15 protein-coding genes are annotated in these 16,663 nt (G+C 44.9%); 8 read left to right on the top strand and 7 right to left on the bottom strand.

The genetic code is table 11. From position 1 onward, the window contains the following. Positions 1 to 13: 13 nt before the first annotated feature. The 3 genes from BTW00_RS04385 to BTW00_RS04375 all read left to right on the top strand — a co-directional run bounded on the left by BTW00_RS04385 (position 14) and on the right by BTW00_RS04375 (position 4,411). A complete protein-coding gene (locus BTW00_RS04385; RefSeq protein ID WP_075106410.1) occupies positions 14 to 463 on the top strand; it encodes a hypothetical protein in 450 nt (149 codons plus the stop codon). Positions 464 to 818: 355 nt separating this feature from the next. After that, positions 819 to 2,321, top strand: a complete 1,503-nt coding sequence (locus BTW00_RS04380; RefSeq protein WP_178379256.1) for a peptide MFS transporter — start codon at positions 819 to 821, stop codon at positions 2,319 to 2,321. 272 nt (positions 2,322 to 2,593) lie between these two features. Next, entirely contained in the window at positions 2,594 to 4,411 is a 1,818-nt protein-coding gene (locus tag BTW00_RS04375) for an aminopeptidase P family protein (protein ID WP_075106408.1), read from the top strand. 213 nt (positions 4,412 to 4,624) lie between these two features. On the opposite strand, the gene BTW00_RS04370 is transcribed toward BTW00_RS04375, so the two are convergent. From BTW00_RS04370 to BTW00_RS04360, 3 genes are all read right to left on the bottom strand, one after another. Continuing rightward, positions 4,625 to 5,410 carry a hypothetical protein gene (locus BTW00_RS04370; protein ID WP_075106407.1) on the bottom strand — a complete coding sequence of 262 codons (786 nt, stop codon included), beginning with the start codon at positions 5,408 to 5,410 and terminating at the stop codon, positions 4,625 to 4,627. Positions 5,411 to 5,610: 200 nt separating this feature from the next. Further along, positions 5,611 to 6,945 (bottom strand): beta-ketoacyl-ACP synthase II, encoded by a 1,335-nt coding sequence (fabF, locus tag BTW00_RS04365; RefSeq protein ID WP_075106524.1) that lies wholly within the window; start codon positions 6,943 to 6,945, stop codon positions 5,611 to 5,613. A 153-nt stretch (positions 6,946 to 7,098) separates the two neighbouring features. After that, positions 7,099 to 8,475, bottom strand: coding sequence for an anhydro-N-acetylmuramic acid kinase (locus BTW00_RS04360; RefSeq protein ID WP_075106406.1), 1,377 nt, complete (start codon positions 8,473 to 8,475; stop codon positions 7,099 to 7,101). Positions 8,476 to 8,618: 143 nt separating this feature from the next. Here BTW00_RS04360 and tyrS point away from each other — a divergent pair, with 143 nt between their 5' ends. The 3 genes from tyrS to BTW00_RS04345 are packed head-to-tail and all read left to right on the top strand — an operon-like array spanning position 8,619 to position 10,713. After that, positions 8,619 to 9,833, top strand: a complete 1,215-nt coding sequence (gene tyrS, locus BTW00_RS04355; protein ID WP_075106405.1) for a tyrosine--tRNA ligase — start codon at positions 8,619 to 8,621, stop codon at positions 9,831 to 9,833. Between the two features lie 38 nt (positions 9,834 to 9,871). After that, a complete protein-coding gene (locus tag BTW00_RS04350; RefSeq protein ID WP_075106404.1) occupies positions 9,872 to 10,450 on the top strand; it encodes a GNAT family N-acetyltransferase in 579 nt (192 codons plus the stop codon). A gap of 23 nt (positions 10,451 to 10,473) precedes the next feature. Next, the gene (locus BTW00_RS04345; RefSeq protein ID WP_075106403.1) at positions 10,474 to 10,713 is read left to right on the top strand and encodes a DUF1653 domain-containing protein; all 240 of its coding nucleotides are present in this window, start codon (positions 10,474 to 10,476) and stop codon (positions 10,711 to 10,713) included. A 96-nt stretch (positions 10,714 to 10,809) separates the two neighbouring features. Here the strand turns inward: BTW00_RS04345 and BTW00_RS04340 are convergent, their stop codons facing one another. Continuing rightward, complete coding sequence (locus tag BTW00_RS04340) at positions 10,810 to 11,646, bottom strand: alpha/beta fold hydrolase (RefSeq protein ID WP_075106402.1); 837 nt, start codon at positions 11,644 to 11,646, stop codon at positions 10,810 to 10,812. Positions 11,647 to 11,826: 180 nt separating this feature from the next. Beyond that, entirely contained in the window at positions 11,827 to 12,783 is a 957-nt protein-coding gene (locus BTW00_RS04335) for an alpha/beta fold hydrolase (protein ID WP_075106401.1), read from the bottom strand. 175 nt (positions 12,784 to 12,958) lie between these two features. On the opposite strand from BTW00_RS04335, the gene BTW00_RS04330 reads away from it, so the two are divergent. After that, positions 12,959 to 13,612 (top strand): hypothetical protein, encoded by a 654-nt coding sequence (locus BTW00_RS04330; protein WP_075106400.1) that lies wholly within the window; start codon positions 12,959 to 12,961, stop codon positions 13,610 to 13,612. Positions 13,613 to 13,631: 19 nt separating this feature from the next. Here BTW00_RS04330 and BTW00_RS04325 read toward each other — a convergent pair whose 3' ends face one another. Both BTW00_RS04325 and upp read right to left on the bottom strand, forming a co-directional pair. Next, positions 13,632 to 14,384, bottom strand: a complete 753-nt coding sequence (locus BTW00_RS04325) for an SDR family NAD(P)-dependent oxidoreductase (protein ID WP_075106399.1) — start codon at positions 14,382 to 14,384, stop codon at positions 13,632 to 13,634. A 73-nt stretch (positions 14,385 to 14,457) separates the two neighbouring features. After that, positions 14,458 to 15,117, bottom strand: coding sequence for a uracil phosphoribosyltransferase (gene upp / locus BTW00_RS04320; RefSeq protein ID WP_058023728.1), 660 nt, complete (start codon positions 15,115 to 15,117; stop codon positions 14,458 to 14,460). A gap of 364 nt (positions 15,118 to 15,481) precedes the next feature. Here upp and BTW00_RS04315 point away from each other — a divergent pair, with 364 nt between their 5' ends. Further along, positions 15,482 to 16,168, top strand: a complete 687-nt coding sequence (locus tag BTW00_RS04315) for a DNA glycosylase (protein ID WP_256714002.1) — start codon at positions 15,482 to 15,484, stop codon at positions 16,166 to 16,168. Positions 16,169 to 16,663 lie beyond the last annotated feature (495 nt).

Below are 16,663 nucleotides of genomic sequence, written 5' to 3'. Positions count from 1 at the left end.
AGGTGGATAAGGTATGTCAGAAGGTATCGTCAATAACAATCCAAAAAAAGAGCTGTTATATGCTTTAGGCGGCATTGCCTTGTTTTTAGGCATTGTCTTACTTATTGGTATTTCTGCGTTTTTGCGTCCAGCAGGCGAGCACATCACGGCGACGCCAACGGAAGCATCAGAAGCGGCTGATGAGGCAGAAGTCGTGGCGACTGAAGACACGGCTATTGAAGCAGATACGGATGTTGCAATCGCAGAAGCCGCGGCGCCCGATGCAGCTGCAGATGCCACTGTGACGCCAGCACCTGATGCGGCGGATAGTGCAGTCGTCACTGCAGAAGCAGGTACAGCGACCGCTTCTGGTACAGTAAGCCAAGCGGCAGTTGCCGATGCTGACTTAACTGCTGAGCAAGCGGATGGTGACTTAGATGCTGGGGATGCTGGCACCGCCGCTGATGAGACAGCAGCACAGTAATTTTTGACATTACGATCGATTGTTTATATAGCAAAAAACGACTCTTAAATGAGTGGCTATCAAAGTCTCTACTAGCAGTAATATCAATACGGTAGGACTGCATTGAAGACCACAAAAAAGCTCGTTCTCAGCGATTGAGAGCGAGCTTTTTTGTGGGTGTTTGTGTAAGTTTTAGCCAACTTTTTCTTTACTTGGGTATAACCAAGTGAAACAATGTTCCGCCTATATGACCGCTTATCGGAATAATTAGGCATTTGGTCATTACCAAAATAACCTTTAAAGGAATAAAGTTGTGAGTACACAATCAAAATCAGAAGCTAGTGCGGCTGAGCTGCAAGCACTAGACAATGGCTTTATGGGACACCCTGCGCCATTACGCTCGTTGTTTTTTACTGAGATGTGGGAACGTTTCTCTTACTATAGTATCCGTCCGCTACTCGTGCTATTTATGGTAGCAACAGTGAGTAGTGGTGGTTTTGGGTTTGATGAAGTCACGGCGTCTGCTATCTATGGTATTTTTGCCGGTTCATTATATTTGGCAGCCGTACCGGGCGGTTGGCTAGCAGATAACTGGCTGGGTCAAGAGCGTGCACTGTGGTGGGGTAGTATTGTGATTGCCCTTGGTCACTTATGTATTGCACTCTCCGCTGTGTTCGGGATGGCGTTATTTTTCGTTGGATTGATATGTATCGTTTTGGGGTCAGGGCTATTTAAGACCTGTATCTCAGTGATGGTTGGCGCTTTGTATCCTAAGGGTGACTCTCGCCGTGATGGCGGCTTCACCTTGTTTTATATGGGTATCAACATTGGCGCGCTATTGGCTGCACTTATCGTCGGCGTGTTTAAAGAAAAAGGTATGTGGCACGTCGGCTTTGGCGTCGGTGGTTTGGGGATGCTAGTGTCTTTGCTTATCTATCGTTTTGTCGCCCGCAAGAACTTGACGCGTTATGCGCAGGCCAAAGGTGTCGATGCTGAATGGGAGCAATCCAATGATCAATACAAAAACATTGGCCGTTGGGTGGGTGGTTTTGTTGCATTGTTGGTCGCTGCGGTGCTGTTAATCTCTACAGGTATGGTGTCATTCAACCCTGAGATGGTGGCGGAGTATATGACCTATATCATTGCTGCCGTCGTTATCCTTTACTTTGCCATTATGTTTATTTCACCGCGGTTGGATAAGACGGACAAACTGCGCTTGCTGATCTGCTTTATTTTAATCATTGGCTCGACGCTGTTTTGGTCAAGTTTTGAGCAGCAGCCAACCTCTTTTAACTTATTTGCCGATCGTTATACGGATCTAAATGTTATGGGGTTTGAAATACCAAGCATTTGGTTTCAGTCGCTGAACCCATTATTTATTTTAATATTGGCGCCTATCGTTAGTATTATCTGGGTCAAGCTGGGTAACCGAGGTCTTGAGCCGAGCAGCATGGCGAAATTTGCACTCGGTATGCTACTTGCTGCCGCTGGTTTTGCTCTCATGATTTTTGCCTCAAAAAGCATCTTAGCGCCTGGTGCTGGCTTAGCATCACCTTTATGGTTGGTGGGAAGTCTGCTGCTATTGACCCTTGGCGAGCTTGCGCTTAGCCCGGTAGGTCTGTCATCAATGACCAAGCTTGCACCAAAAGGCATGCAAGGTCAGATGATGGGGCTTTTCTTTGCTTCTATTGCGATGGGTAACTTGGTTGCGGCATTCTTTGGTGGTCATGTTTCAGCGGACAAAATCGAAGGTTTGCCGACTTTATTTACCACTATGACGATTTTCTTGGTAGTCTCTGCCGTGATACTGTTGGTATTGGCCAAGCCTATCAATAATATGCTGCAAAAAAGTGAGCATGCTGATGAGGTAAGCCAATAAAGACAGATAACTGGTGTATACAAATCCTCTATCATGCCCTTAGAATCAGTCCATAACTCATGATAAGACGTGTTACCATAACTGGCAGCACGTTTTATTATTTCAATCAGTGAGATATTTTTTAGGCTATTGAAAGCCTACATTCTGCCCAAACATCTAGTTATGTTCTACTGCAATACTATCAAGCAGCATCTAATAAGACGACTATTCATAGTTGCTACTCACCTCTCGATTTCTAAATAATTTATCTAAAATAAATAAGGACACATTCAATGAACAAACAAATCATCCAAGCGCGTATCGATACGCTACGCAAAACGCTAGTGGCTCAAGACCTCACTGCGATCATCATACCCTCTGCCGATCCACATCTGTCTGAGTATTTGCCAGAGTATTGGCAAACCCGTCAGTGGCTATCAGGATTTACGGGTTCAGTAGGGACGCTTGTCGTGACGGCTGATTTTGCCGGTCTATGGACGGATAGTCGTTATTGGGTACATGCCGCTGAGCAGCTAGAGGGTACGGGTATCACTTTGGAGAAGCTGGAACCTGGTCAACCAAATCATATCGACTGGCTAGCCGATCATTTGCAAGAAGGAGATAGCGTGGCAGTTGATGGTAATGTGCTTTCTATCGCTGAGCAAGATCGACTATTGAAGGCATTTGATGCCAATGATATTACCTTGATCACTGAACGTGATGTATTGACGAGCGTTTGGACAGATCGTCCAGCACTGCCAAATGCTAAGTTGTATGCACATGATGAGCAGTTTCTTGCGCAGTCTGCGACTTCAAAACTTGCGGCAGTACGTGCAGGCATGGCAAAAGTAGGTGCGACCCATCATTTACTTTCAAGCTTAGACGATATCGCTTGGTTGACGAACTTGCGCGGTGCTGATGTTGATTACAACCCAGTGTTCTTAGCACATATGCTGATTGATACAGACAGCGCAACGTTATTTGTTGATACCGATAAAGTGAGCGAAGATATTGCACAAAGTCTAAAAGATAGCGGTATCACATTGGCTGATTACTCTGCTGTACAGGATGCATTAAGCTCATTAACACCAGAAGATTTATTACTGTTAGACCCAAGTAAAGTCGCAGTAGGTACCTTGTCCAAAATGGCAGATGATGTTGGCTTTGTTGAGCAGATGGCACCGAGTACACTGCTCAAATCTGTCAAGTCTGACTCAGATATCGATCATGTGCGTGAGGCAATGCGTCAAGACGGCGCGGCTTTAGCTGAATTCTTTTCTGAGTTTGAACAGCGTCTAGCAGCAGGCGAGCGCCTGAGTGAGCTGGATGTAGATAGTATGCTGATAGAGGTGCGTAGCCGTCAGCCGCATTATGTATCGCCAAGCTTTCCAACCATCGCGGGTTTCAATGAAAATGGGGCATTACCGCATTACCGCGCAACGCCAGAGAAATTCAGTTATCTTGATGTGGCTGAGGGTGAAGGTGGTTTACTACTCATTGACTCAGGTGCTCAGTACCAAAACGGTACGACAGATATCACTCGCGTGGTCGGTATTGGCCAAGTTACCGCTGAGCACAAACGTGACTTTACGACCGTACTCAAAGCCCATATTGCGCTCGCTCGTGCTCACTTCCCTGATGGCATTGCCTCCCCATTGATTGATGCGATTTGCCGCGCACCATTGTGGCAAGCTCAGATGGACTATGGTCATGGTACTGGTCACGGTGTTGGTTATTTCTTAAACGTGCATGAAGGCCCGCAAGTCATTGCTTATAGCGCCAGCACACCAAAAGAGCGTGCGATGAAAGTCGGTATGATTTCAAGTAATGAGCCAGGTTTGTATCGCGAGGGCAAATGGGGTATCCGTATCGAAAACTTGGTTGTGAATACACCAGTTCCTAGCCCTACTGAGACAGAGTTTGGTCAATTCTTACACTTCGAAACCATCACTTATTGCCCAATCGACACGCGTCTGATTGAGCCATCACTACTGGATCAAACCGAGATCGATTGGCTCAATGACTATCATAGCCAAGTGTATGCTGAGCTGAATGATCGAGTGGAAGGCGCTGCCCTTGAGTGGCTGACTGAACGTACCAAAGCGATCTAATACTACTCTAAAAAAACATAATGAGCGGTGACAATATCGCTTCGTTTACTAAACGTTGTCTTTCGCTCATTGGCGTCGCTACTTAGATTTTTAAAAATGCTATAAAGTCAGATCAATAATTTTCAAGCAAACATTAAAAAGCCCCATAAATGATTTATGGGGCTTTTCGCGGTTTATGCTGCCTGATTTTTCAGGACAGATAGTGCATTACCGTTAGTGAATGTTTTTTGTAGAGGTGTTTTCAGTAGGAGCAGGCGCGTTTTGCTCACTGAAATGCTGTGTCATCTCGGCACGTAGCCAAGATTTTAGGTTTTCAGACATCAGCATCATTTGCTCACTCAAGTAGTCGTCGATTTGGTTTTCAAGCTCACGAATCAGTGTCCGATCCGTCGCATCCAGCTCACTGTCTTCTAGTACCAAGTTGATCGTGGTATTGGCGTTGTCTGGTATATTCTTGATGGGTTTATCACTCAGGGTAGCATCCTGTTTGCTAATCGTCTGACTGTCAGTGCTGTTGTTATTCTCATCACTTGCTGCGCCCGTGCTGACTTTCTCAGTTTTTAGGTGATCCACCGCATCGTCTACAGCCTCTTGTTCGGTTAGATTGTCTTTTTTATTATGGGTTTTATTTGCAGCCAGCTCCTCATTTTTTTCTTGTTCTTTTTGAGCTGCTTCTGCTTTGCGCGCCGTCTCTTCGGCCTCTTTCTTCTGGGCTTCTTCCAACTGCTGCTTTTCAGCCGCCGCGCGTTCTTGTTCTTGTTTGTCTATGATCGCTTTGGCAATGGCTTGCTCGGCATTATAGTTGTCATACAGCTCATCCACATACGCATCCAAATCATGTGTATTGAACTCAAAGCTCTCAAATACAGTCTCTGCTTGTAGTAGGGTCGTGATGTCTTTTAGCTCTTGGGTAATGGCTGCGCGTACGGTCTCAGGTGCACACGTCCAATGTTGATAAAACTGATGGGAAAATGAGTAGCTTGACATGGTATCTTCCATAAATGTTCCAAAAATTACCCCTTATCATACGCAAGTACGATAAGGGGCTGCAAGTGGACAAACGTAGCCAAACTGACACCAACGTTACAACGTGGCAAAGTAGCGAAGTGACAAAGTGACAAAGTGACAAAGTGACAAAGTGACAAAGTGATCATACGATAAAGCGGTATCGTATCGCACGATATGCTTTTGGCTACGAGTTATTGATTGACAGGCCAGCGTGCAAATATCAAAGATCCATTGGTACCGCCAAAGCCGAAGCTGTTGGATACAGCATATTGCAGGTTATCGACTTTACGTGATTGGTTGGCCACGTAATCGAGATTGCAGTTGTCTTCTACCTCTTCTAGGTTAATCGTCGGTGGTACGTGCTGATGCTGTAGGGCAAGCACCGTAAATATGGCTTCTACGCCGCCCGCTGCACCAAGTAGGTGTCCTGTCATAGATTTGGTTGAGCTCACCAAAATGCTGTCTTTCACTGGCGAAAATACCGACTCAATCGCTAAAGATTCAGCAACATCACCTGCAGGTGTACTGGTGCCGTGCGCATTGACATAACCGACGCTTGCGGGTTTAATCCCAGCATCATTGAGGGCATTACGCATGGCTTTTGCAGCGCCGCTACCGTCTTCTGGTGGTGCGGTAATATGGCTCGCGTCATCGCTCATGCCAAACCCGACCAGCTCTGCCAGTATGGTAGCACCGCGCGCTTTGGCGTGAGCAAGGCTTTCTAAGACGACCATGCCAGCACCGTCACCCAGTACAAAACCGTCACGGCCTTTATCAAACGGACGTGATGCTTTGGTTGGCTCATCGTTACGTGTGGAGAGGGCATGCATGGCACTAAAGCCTGCTATACCAAGCGGGCTTGAGCCTTTTTCACTACCACCAGCCAACATGACATCAGCATCACCATAAGCAATCAAACGCGCTGCCAAACCCATGGCATGAGTCGCAGTGGTACAAGCCGTTGATGTCGCAAGATTTGGCCCTTTTAAATTGTGTTTAATCGCGACCAATCCCGCTGCCATATTGACGATAGAGCCTGGGATGATAAAGGGTGAGACTTTGGCAGCCCCTTTTTCGTGTAGGGTATCGCGACTGTTTTCGATGGTTTGGATACCACCAATACCTGAACCCAATATAATACCAAAGCGATCTTGGTCAACCCCTTGTACGGGTGCATCAGCGGCACTGACTTCATCGATAAACCCAGCATTCTTCAATGCCATAGAAGACGCTGCAATCCCATAATGTATAAACTCATCATAGCGGCGCGCATCTTTGGCGCTCATGTACTGCTTGGCATCGAAATCTTTGACCACACCTGCGATTTGTGCGCGGTAGCCAGTCGCATCAAAATGGGTGATCGGTGAGATACCGCTGTCGCCATTGAGCAATTTGGTCCATGAGCTATCCACGTCTAGACCAAGCGGGGTGATGGCACCCATACCAGTCACCACCACACGCGTATCATCAGGGCGCTCATAATGAGGGGGTTTTTGACGCGATTTGTATACAGGAGCTGCGGTCATATTATTTGTGTCATCATTGGTGGCTTGGTCGATAGGTGAAGTGCTGTGTTGGCTCATGCGATATGTCCTATACTTACGGGTCCTAAGAGGATGGCGTTTTTAAAGTTATTATAAAACACATTGGTGCACGTATGTAAACTAAAATCTAACTGGTCAGGCAAAGCAAACTTGCCCCAATACCACGCCTTTATTGGCACCAGTTACAGCGGGTAGATTACCAGTTTCACCCATCAATGTTTGTCGGGCTAACCATGCAAAAGCGACTGCCTCTACCCATGTTGGTGCCAGCCCTAAATGATCTGTGGTCATCACTGTAGAGTGGGGTAGATGGGCTTGCAGACGCGTCATCAAATAGTCATTTAATGCACCGCCACCGCAGACAGACACCGAGCTGTTTTCTTTAGCATTGATAAACATATTGATTTGCGTGCTCGCACTGATAGCAGTTAGCTCAGTCAAAGTGGCTTGTACATCTGCAGATGAGTAGTGGGTATAGACAGAAGCCTGATCGAATGTTTGTAGCTCATCTTGTAGCCAAGCTAAGTTGAAATCTTCGCGGCCAGTGCTTTTGGGATGAGACTGAGTAAAGAACGGATGTGCCAACAGCTGCTCGAGTAGCGGCTCGATAATTTTCCCAGACTGCGCCCAAGCACCGCTCGCATCATAGCTATTATCAGTATACAAGGCTGTCCACGCATCCAACAATAAATTGGCAGGTCCCGTATCGTAGCCAACAACCTGATCTTTTCCATCAGCAGGCAAGACGGTTATATTAGCAATACCACCCAAATTTAATATCACGCGTGTGTCATCGGATGTGCCAAACAGTGCTTGATGGAAAGCAGGCACCAAAGGCGCACCTTGACCACCAACTGCCATGTCACGGCGACGAAAGTCACTGACGACGCTAATACCTGTACGCTCAGCGATGATATTGGCATCGACCAATTGCAAGCTAAAACCCATCTGCGGGCGATGGCGTACCGTTTGCCCATGACAGCCAATCGCCAGTACTGATTCAGCATCGATATCTGCTTGCTGTAATAAGGTATTGACCACTTCGCTGGCAAATTCCGCATATTCGCGACTTGCCCAACCAAACCAGTCAAGCTCGCTATTTGGCTCATCGGCCTCTGGTACGAGTTGATTCACACCATTGGGCTGACATAATGCCAGTAGGACCTCACGCAATCGTGGTGGAAAATCTTGACTATACGTCGCCAGCAGCTGCATTGGCGGTTGGCTACTGCCTTCATCACTGGGATTTTCTGTATCGCCCATGTCATGATTAAACTGACAGATAACCGCGTCCATACCATCCAAACTGGTGCCTGACATCATGCCGATATATAAGCCATCATCGAAGCTTTCAAACACCGTTTGCTCAAGGGCATCGGTCAGTGTGGCATAGTTCGAATTATCATCGGTCAAATCATCAATATCGTTTGAACTACTATCCAAACCATTATTCATAAGTAAGTCGGCGATAGCATTGTGTTCAGTGTCAGCAATGGATGCAGGGTTGGTCATGGCAATTTACCTTAAAAAACGCTAGTATATCCGTCAAATTCTAGCATTTTTTTGGCCCTTTTGAGCTTCTAAACGTCATAAGGGGTTGCGCCAGTAACCAATATTCCTAAAAATCCCAATTCAAGCGATATATAGAGAGCATCATGACCGATCAAACCTACACCCTAGAAGAACAACTGGCCCTAATTCAGCGCGGTACGCAAGAGATATTATCTGAAGACGACTTAGTGGCTAAGCTAAAGCTCAACCGTCCGTTACGTATCAAGGCAGGCTTTGATCCTACCGCGCCTGATTTGCATTTAGGTCATACGGTACTGATCAATAAACTCAAGCATTTTCAAGATTTGGGTCATGAGATTTATTTTCTAATCGGTGATTACACCGCTAAAATTGGTGATCCTTCTGGCAAAAAAAGCACGCGTCCGCCATTGACTGATGAGCAAATCAAAGCCAATGCTACGACCTACGCTGAGCAAGTATTCAAAATCTTGGACAAAGAAAAAACCCGCGTGGTCTTCAACTCTGAGTGGTTCAGTGACATGAGCGCCGCTGATATGATTCAGCTTGCGAGCCAGCAGACGGTCTCGCGTATGCTTGAGCGCGATGACTTCTCAAAGCGCTATGCATCACAGACGCCTATCTCAATTCATGAGTTTCTCTACCCATTGGTACAAGGTTATGACTCTATCGCACTAAAAGCGGATGTTGAGTTAGGCGGTACGGATCAGACCTTTAACTTATTGATGGGTCGTACGTTGCAAGGCCGTTACGGTCAAGAGCCGCAAGTGTGTATTACGGTGCCGATCTTAGAAGGTTTGGACGGTGTCAATAAAATGTCCAAGTCGCTCGGCAACTATGTTGCTATCTATGATGCACCAGGCACCATGTACCAAAAAATCCTATCGATGCCAGATACCTTAATCCAACGCTATTTTGAGTTTTTGAGCTTTAAGCCAATGGACGAAATCGAAGGCTTGATGGCGGAAATGGAAGCTGGTCGGAATCCACAAGAAATCAAACGTATCCTAGCCGAAGAGCTAATTGAGCGTTTCCATGATGCGGATGCCGCTGCCAATGCGCATAAATCAGCGGGCAATGTCCTAGCAGATGGTGAGTTGCCAGTGGATTTGCCAGAAGTGACATTGACGCTTGAAGAGGGTCAAGAGGCCTTGTTTATCACACAGATATTAAACCAAGCAGGTTTGACTAAAAATAGTGCAGCGGCAAAAGACATGATCAAGCGCAATGCAGTCAAAGTCGATGGTGAGGTGGTCAATGCTGGCTTTAGCTTAACCTCAGGTCAAACAGTTGTGATTCAAGCAGGTAAAAAGGCTTATGCAAAAGTGACGGTTGCTTAAGCGCTTGCTCACATCAATAATGGCTTGAGGAGAGATAAATGCTAGAACGGGTTACCTTATCAAGCAATGGGATTACCCTTGAGCCATTAACGCTCGCTCATGCCACTGACTTGATTGAAGCTTGCCAAGATGGTGCGCTGTGGCAGATAAACGAGACGTCTGTACCTGAGCCAGACAAGGTTATGGATTATATTAATGTTGCAGATTCAATGACGGATAGGCAAGCTTTTGCCGTCATTGATGAGCGTACTGGTAAAGCGATTGGCTCAACCAGCTTCCATGACATTTTGCCGACTACCAAAAGATTAGAGATTGGCTATACTTGGTATGCCAAATCTTACTGGCGCACGCATGTCAACACAACCTGTAAGCTCATACTGCTCACTTATATATTTGAAGCGCTACAATATCAAACTGTAGGCTGGCGTACAGATGTCGATAATCATCGCTCACAACAAGCCATCGAGCGCTTAGGTGCCAAAAAGGATGGTGTGATTCGTGGCAATCGAGTACGCCGTGACGGCGTTATTTCAGATACCGTGATGTATAGTATGGTCTATTCTGAATGGGCGGGTATAAAACCCAAGCTTGCAGCAAAAGTACAAAGCATCTTTTAATTATCAATATAAATGAGTGGTTTATGTCTCAAAAAAATCAAAATTCGGTAGCCCAAGGCATTTACCGCCATTATAAAGGTAACCTTTATCAAGTGCTGCATACCGCGCAGCACTCAGAGACCGAAGAGTCGCTCGTGGTATATCGTTGTCTGTACGGTGAGTATGGCGTGTGGGTACGCCCGCTTACCATGTTTGCTGAGACGGTCACCGTTGATGGTAAAGAGATTCCAAGATTTGAATTGATTCAGTGCTTAAGCGGTTAGTGCTTAATAACGATCAAACATTAATTTCATAAAATAAAAAACGACCCGTTGAGGTCGTTTTTTTATTCTATATCTATGTTTTATCTAGACAGTCAATTAGCTATTTAAAAATGCAATCAATGTTTTATTGAACTCTTCACTATGCGTTACGTTGATACCATGTGGGCCGCCTTCAACGACATGCAGTTTACTGTCTGCAATCATCTCATAAGAGCGTTCACCACTTGCTTCAAACGGGACGATTTGATCGGCATCACCATGTATGACTAACGTTGGTACATCAAACGCTTTTAAATCATCGCGGAAGTCCGTATAGCTAAAAGATTTCACGCAATCAAAGGTTGCTTTGGCAGAAGCAAACGCTGCAATATCACGGTTATATAGGCGCATTGGTTTACTGACCAATAATTTACCGTCTTTTGGCGTAAAGAAATTCTTGGTAAAGTCGTTTAAAAAGGCAATACGATCATCGCTCACACCATCCAAGAATCCTTGGATATCTGACTCTTCAAGACCGCCATCAGGGTTATCATCTGCCTTAAACAGATACGGCGGAACAGCAGAGGCAAGTACCGCTTTGCTGACACGTTCTGAGCCATATTTACCCAGATAGCGCGCCACCTCGCCGCCGCCCATAGAGAAACCAACGATGGTCGCGTCTTGAAGATCGAGCGCCTCCATAAGGCCTTTCAAATCTTGGGCTAGGGTATCGTAGTCGTAGCCGTTCCATGGTTTGGACGATTGACCAAAGCCGCGGCGGTCATAGGTAATCACTTGATAGCCTGCTTCGACTAGCGCAGGCAGCTGTGCTTCCCAAGCGCGACCACTGAGTGGCCACCCATGAATGAGTACGACAGGTTTGCCAGTACCTTGGGTTTCGTAATAGAGTTCGACCGGTTGATCGTCTTGAGTTGCAACAGTAGCGTAGGGCATGATCTGATCCTTTTGGTATTATTATATTCGTATATTTTTATGTCGATGCTTATCAAGGACTATCATTGGTAATAGTAGCGATTGCCATCAGTTTTTCAGTGTAGAATCAGCTCAGGCTAATTACTATGACAGGTTGTAAGGTTATAGTAGTGATTATAAAGCGGTTGTGTAAAATACTAGTCAATCTTGTAGAAATTCTTTTAGTATCTTATGAAATTGCCATGGCTCATCCATAGGGACGGCATGTCCTGAGCGCGGTAGGATGACGTCACGAGCATTGGGTAGCATACGTGTGATTTCTTGCTGCCAATTGGGATCATAGAGTTTTGATTGACCACCAATGAGACTGACCACTGGGATGGAGACGTTCTCTATACCTGCCCGAAAATCATAAGGTATGGCGAGATACGCCTGCAGGCAGCGCATTTTGTGTTGCCATGTTTGGTGATTATAAAATGCCAGCTTATGATCGTTTTGATAAGTAAGTGCTTGCACGACGGCCTTTGAGCGTGGACGGCTGACAGAGAGTAAAGAAAACAATCTTTCAACATCGGTCACGCGGCGCTTGAGAGAAAACGGCAAGTGCGTAAAGTGTTCAACGTGCGCATACGGTAGTGTCCTATCGACAATTTCTTGAAACACGGCAAACATCTCTGGTTGGCGATCCCCAAACAATCCGCCTCGCCAATCTGGTTGATTGTGAATCACAGGGCTTTGATCAATGTTCAGATAGCGACTGACTCTGGCTGTACCAAAACGCTCAAAATAAGACCACATGACGAGCGCCCCCATTGAAATCGCGGCAACGGGCAATGACTCTACGTGACTCCTCAGGCAGATGTGCTCAATCACTGTATCAATATCCTCAGCATACTGATGCACGAAATCAAACTGCGTCAACTCAATATCTTTTGCCGCACCAAAACCTCGAAAATGCGGCAAGTAAAATTCATATTTACCAATCAGTGGCAGTATAAAAGGTAAAAATTCACGCGCATCCATACCATAAGCATGCATCATCATGACGGGTTTACCATTCCCAATGACAGATATGGGTAGCGCCGTACCATCAGCTGTCTTTATATTGATTGTTCGTAATCGATATGATGCGGGTAGAGAAAAAAGGGGGTTTTTCATAGAATGACATCACTTTTGGTTATCAAGCCATCTTGGTTGAGTGGTCAAGATGTATTTTTACAAACGTATTCATACCGCGAATAAAAGACTGTTATATTGAAGCAGTCATCTGACCATAGCATAGAATTTGGCTAACGGTAAAAGCAGTAGCGATAACTGATAAGGGTAGAAGGGTATGAGCAAATCGATATTGTCGTCATTGGATAGTAGCTTGTATCCACAAGTTTGGGAGCAGCAGACATTTACCAGTCCACAGGCGCTTTTATTGTCGATGTTGAATAATGAGGTCACGATAGATGCCAATACTTTTACCAAACGACTACTGGCGAACGATATTTATCAAGAATGGATCAATACCACAGTATTTGGACGGTATTTGCATCGCAACTTTACCGCGTTTTATCAACAAACAGAAGACAGTTTTAATGTAGAAATGCCCGCCTTGTTTCGTCAAGAGCTGACCCGCCATGCGCAATATATGCCATTAGGTCAGGTATTATTTTTTGCAGGAGAGATGTCCAAAGTGGTACGACAAACAAAGCTACTCACCACCACCGTCAATCCAGCCACGGCAATCATTAACGCACAAAAAATGGCAACTCATCAGGTTTCTCATTCAAAGGTAATCGTTAATCAAATCACCATCGTCAGTAAGCAAGTATTAGGGTTTCCCATACGTCATAATAAACGCACCAGCGAGCGCCTGCGTAATGAAGTATTGATTATGGACTTTCAGGATTTACGCTTGGTAAATGAGGTAACAATTGAGGACATAAAAAAAAGCAATATAGAGTCATCTATATTGCTTCGGTCTTACGAGTTACGTTGATTATTGAATAGATGCGCTTTTAACGGTCTTTTTTAGCCACCGTTAGACCGTTATAGGTTTGCGCGACTGGCATCACTTCCAAACGATTGACATTGATATGCGCAGGCGACTCAATCAACCACAGTAATATATCGCCGATATCTTCACCTGTCATGGTCTTAAAGCCATCGTAGACTTTAGCTGCTTTATCGTCATCACCATGGTAGCGCACGTTTGAAAACTCAGTACCCGCGACTACGCCCGGTTCGATATTGGTCACACGCACCTGCGTACCGACAAGGTCAGCACGTAGATTTAGGCTAAATTGTTTGACAAACGCTTTAGTTGCGCCGTACACGTTGCCACCAAAGTATGGCCAGCTACCAGCAATCGAGCCGACATTGATGATATATCCGCTATCGCGCTCGACCATGACTGGCAAGACTGCATGAGTCAATGACATTAGACCTTTAACATTGGTATCGGTCATGCGCATCCAATCATCGAGGCTGGCTTTGTGAGCAGGCTCTGTACCCAGCGCCAATCCTGCATTATTAACCAAGACATCAATGTGTTTAAAGTCATCAGGCAAGTCAGCAATGATTTGCGGAATAGAATCCGTATCGCTTACATCCATCACCACAGGTAAAAAGTTCTCACCTAAAATCTCTGCTAAAGCATTCAGCTTATCGATACGTCTAGCGCAACCAATCACGCGATGACCATTAGCCACCAAACGCTCTGCCAACGCTTTGCCAAAACCCGCGCTCGCTCCTGTAATCAATACGTTCATGATCTATCCTTATTATTGATGCTGCATGTTTCTATCATAACCTTGATGACGGCTTTATTTACCCTAATGAGACTTATCTATTTGATAATTGCTTACCAAAGATTTTATCACCCGCATCGCCTAGACCTGGGATGATGTAACCGTGCTCATCCAAATGGCTGTCTAACGCAGCGGTATAGATAGTCACGTCAGGATGTGCTTCATTGACTAAGCGGACGCCTTCAGGTGCAGCTACCAATACCAATGCTTTGATATTAGTACAGCCATTTTTCTTTAGCATCTCGATGGTCGCAACCATTGAGCCACCCGTAGCTAGCATTGGATCAATGATTAGCGCAGGACGCTTGTCCATGTGACTGACAAATTTTTCAAAGAATGGTACTGGCTGCAGCGTTTCTTCATCACGTTGTAGACCGACCACAGAAATCTTAGCAGTAGGAATTAGATCGAGCACGCCATCAAGCATGCCAATACCTGCACGCAAAATCGGCACGATCGTCGCAGTCTTACCAATAATTTGCTCACCCGTGATTTCGCCACACCAGCCCTGCATTGGGAAGGTCTCAATTTCAAAATCACGGCTTGCTTCATAAGCCATCAAGCGTGCAAGCTCTTTGGTCAATGTACGAAATTTATAAGTACTACAGTCTTTTTCGCGCATGAGGCTGAGTTTATGACGGACCAATGGATGATCAATGACCGTAATGTTTAAATCGTTGTTTAAATCACTCATAAGTATTCTCTTGGTTTTTTGTCTGATGCGTGCGCAGTCATTGCGGTTGCTATTAATATAAAAAGATACAAACACTTACCCCACTTTAACTCTGTTTGGTCTCATTGATAGTAAAATAAAAACCTCAATGACCATGCAAATCAAATAAACGTGCTACTTGTATAAGAGTGTAATGTCACCAAAAGTGCTCAGTTAGACACTCACAATTAGCAGCCAAGCCTAAACCGCTCAGGCTAAGCGACTATATATTATATTGTCGCACTATTTGAATCGACTAAGTTTGACTGTATAAAATTATCATAAGTGCAGTAGTGTTTAGGCTTGCTATGATACCAAAAAAACCGCTTTTCTGATGAAGAATATCATGACTATAAAACCATCAAACACCCAAGAAGACGCTAATAACGAGATAGTAGCAACCGAGAGCTCATCAGGAGAAATTGAAAATCATCCTTTTGCGCCTGTTTTACCACCAAATGCGACTATCATGATGATGGGTACGTTTCCGCCGACTAGCGATAAATGGGCAATGAGCTTTCATTATCCCAATTTTTATAATGATATGTGGCGTATCTATGGCCGGGTATTTTTTGATGATGTTGACTATTTTAGAGTCGGCGATGAGAAGCGCTTTGATCCTGAGCGCATACGCAATTTTATGTTCGAGCGTGGTATAGCGTCTTGCCCGACAGTCAAGCAGGCTATTCGAGAGACTGGCAATGCTTCGGATAAAAACCTAACCGTGGTGACGCCAGTTGATTTGGATAGTATCTTGCCGCAAGTGCCAAAGGTAGCGACATTGTTCACGACAGGAGGCAAGGCGACCGAAGTGCTACTTGGGTTATTAGATGAGCCAATTGCCAAATCAAAACATCCAAAAACCAATCAAAGTATGGATTACCCTTATCAGTGGCAAGACAGCAACCAAACCAATATGGTTAATGACTTAACTTTATATAGGCTGCCTTCGACCTCGCGCGCTTATCCGCTATCGTTGGATAAGAAAGTCGCTGCATATAAGGCGTTTTTTGAGAGGATGGGTAAGTTATAAAGTATAACTATAGAGAGGACTGTTCCAATATAGAATGAAGCTAAAAGGTAGTAAAACGCATCTATCTACTGGAACTAAATATTTTTGCTAGGATAAAACATAATCAAGAGCACATATCTACTCATCTCTAGTGCATCAAAAATAACCAACTCCAACCCATTGAAAAAACTACCATTTTTATATTCTGCTAAAATAAGTCCAAAAACATTAATAAAACAGGTTGACACAAAAGTTAAACCGTATATAATACGCCCTCATCAGACGGACTGGCAGTGAGAGATGTGTCAATTACACATTAATAACGCGGTTAACCTGGTGAAACAAATTATAAAAAGTCTTGACAATTCAAATCATTATGATAAGATAGTCGGCTCGCTAGATAGCTTAACCGGAGACGGATTGGTTATATAGCAGAAGAAATACCCTATATATCGATGACTGGACGACAGTGATTGAGACTATTTAAAAGCATAACTAAAGAACAACTTGTGTGGA

The organism is Psychrobacter sp. C 20.9, from assembly GCF_001921765.1.
Lineage (GTDB): Bacteria > Pseudomonadota > Gammaproteobacteria > Pseudomonadales > Moraxellaceae > Psychrobacter > Psychrobacter piscatorii_B.
Note: the sequence above shows the minus strand (reverse complement) of the source record. Positions and strands in the feature narration are given on the sequence as shown.

Bases quoted from the DNA above. Each gene is read 5' to 3' on its own strand.
- BTW00_RS04385 (WP_075106410.1), top strand. From the start codon at position 14: ATGTCAGAAGGTATCGTCAATAACAATCCAAAAAAAGAGCTGTTATAT.
- BTW00_RS04380 (WP_178379256.1), top strand. From the start codon at position 819: ATGGGACACCCTGCGCCATTACGCTCGTTGTTTTTTACTGAGATGTGG.
- BTW00_RS04375 (WP_075106408.1), top strand. From the start codon at position 2,594: ATGAACAAACAAATCATCCAAGCGCGTATCGATACGCTACGCAAAACG.
- BTW00_RS04370 (WP_075106407.1), bottom strand. From the start codon at position 5,410: ATGGAAGATACCATGTCAAGCTACTCATTTTCCCATCAGTTTTATCAA.
- fabF (WP_075106524.1), bottom strand. From the start codon at position 6,945: ATGACCGCAGCTCCTGTATACAAATCGCGTCAAAAACCCCCTCATTAT.
- BTW00_RS04360 (WP_075106406.1), bottom strand. From the start codon at position 8,475: ATGACCAACCCTGCATCCATTGCTGACACTGAACACAATGCTATCGCC.
- tyrS (WP_075106405.1), top strand. From the start codon at position 8,619: ATGACCGATCAAACCTACACCCTAGAAGAACAACTGGCCCTAATTCAG.
- BTW00_RS04350 (WP_075106404.1), top strand. From the start codon at position 9,872: ATGCTAGAACGGGTTACCTTATCAAGCAATGGGATTACCCTTGAGCCA.
- BTW00_RS04345 (WP_075106403.1), top strand. From the start codon at position 10,474: ATGTCTCAAAAAAATCAAAATTCGGTAGCCCAAGGCATTTACCGCCAT.
- BTW00_RS04340 (WP_075106402.1), bottom strand. From the start codon at position 11,646: ATGCCCTACGCTACTGTTGCAACTCAAGACGATCAACCGGTCGAACTC.
- BTW00_RS04335 (WP_075106401.1), bottom strand. From the start codon at position 12,783: ATGAAAAACCCCCTTTTTTCTCTACCCGCATCATATCGATTACGAACA.
- BTW00_RS04330 (WP_075106400.1), top strand. From the start codon at position 12,959: ATGAGCAAATCGATATTGTCGTCATTGGATAGTAGCTTGTATCCACAA.
- BTW00_RS04325 (WP_075106399.1), bottom strand. From the start codon at position 14,384: ATGAACGTATTGATTACAGGAGCGAGCGCGGGTTTTGGCAAAGCGTTG.
- upp (WP_058023728.1), bottom strand. From the start codon at position 15,117: ATGAGTGATTTAAACAACGATTTAAACATTACGGTCATTGATCATCCA.
- BTW00_RS04315 (WP_256714002.1), top strand. From the start codon at position 15,482: ATGACTATAAAACCATCAAACACCCAAGAAGACGCTAATAACGAGATA.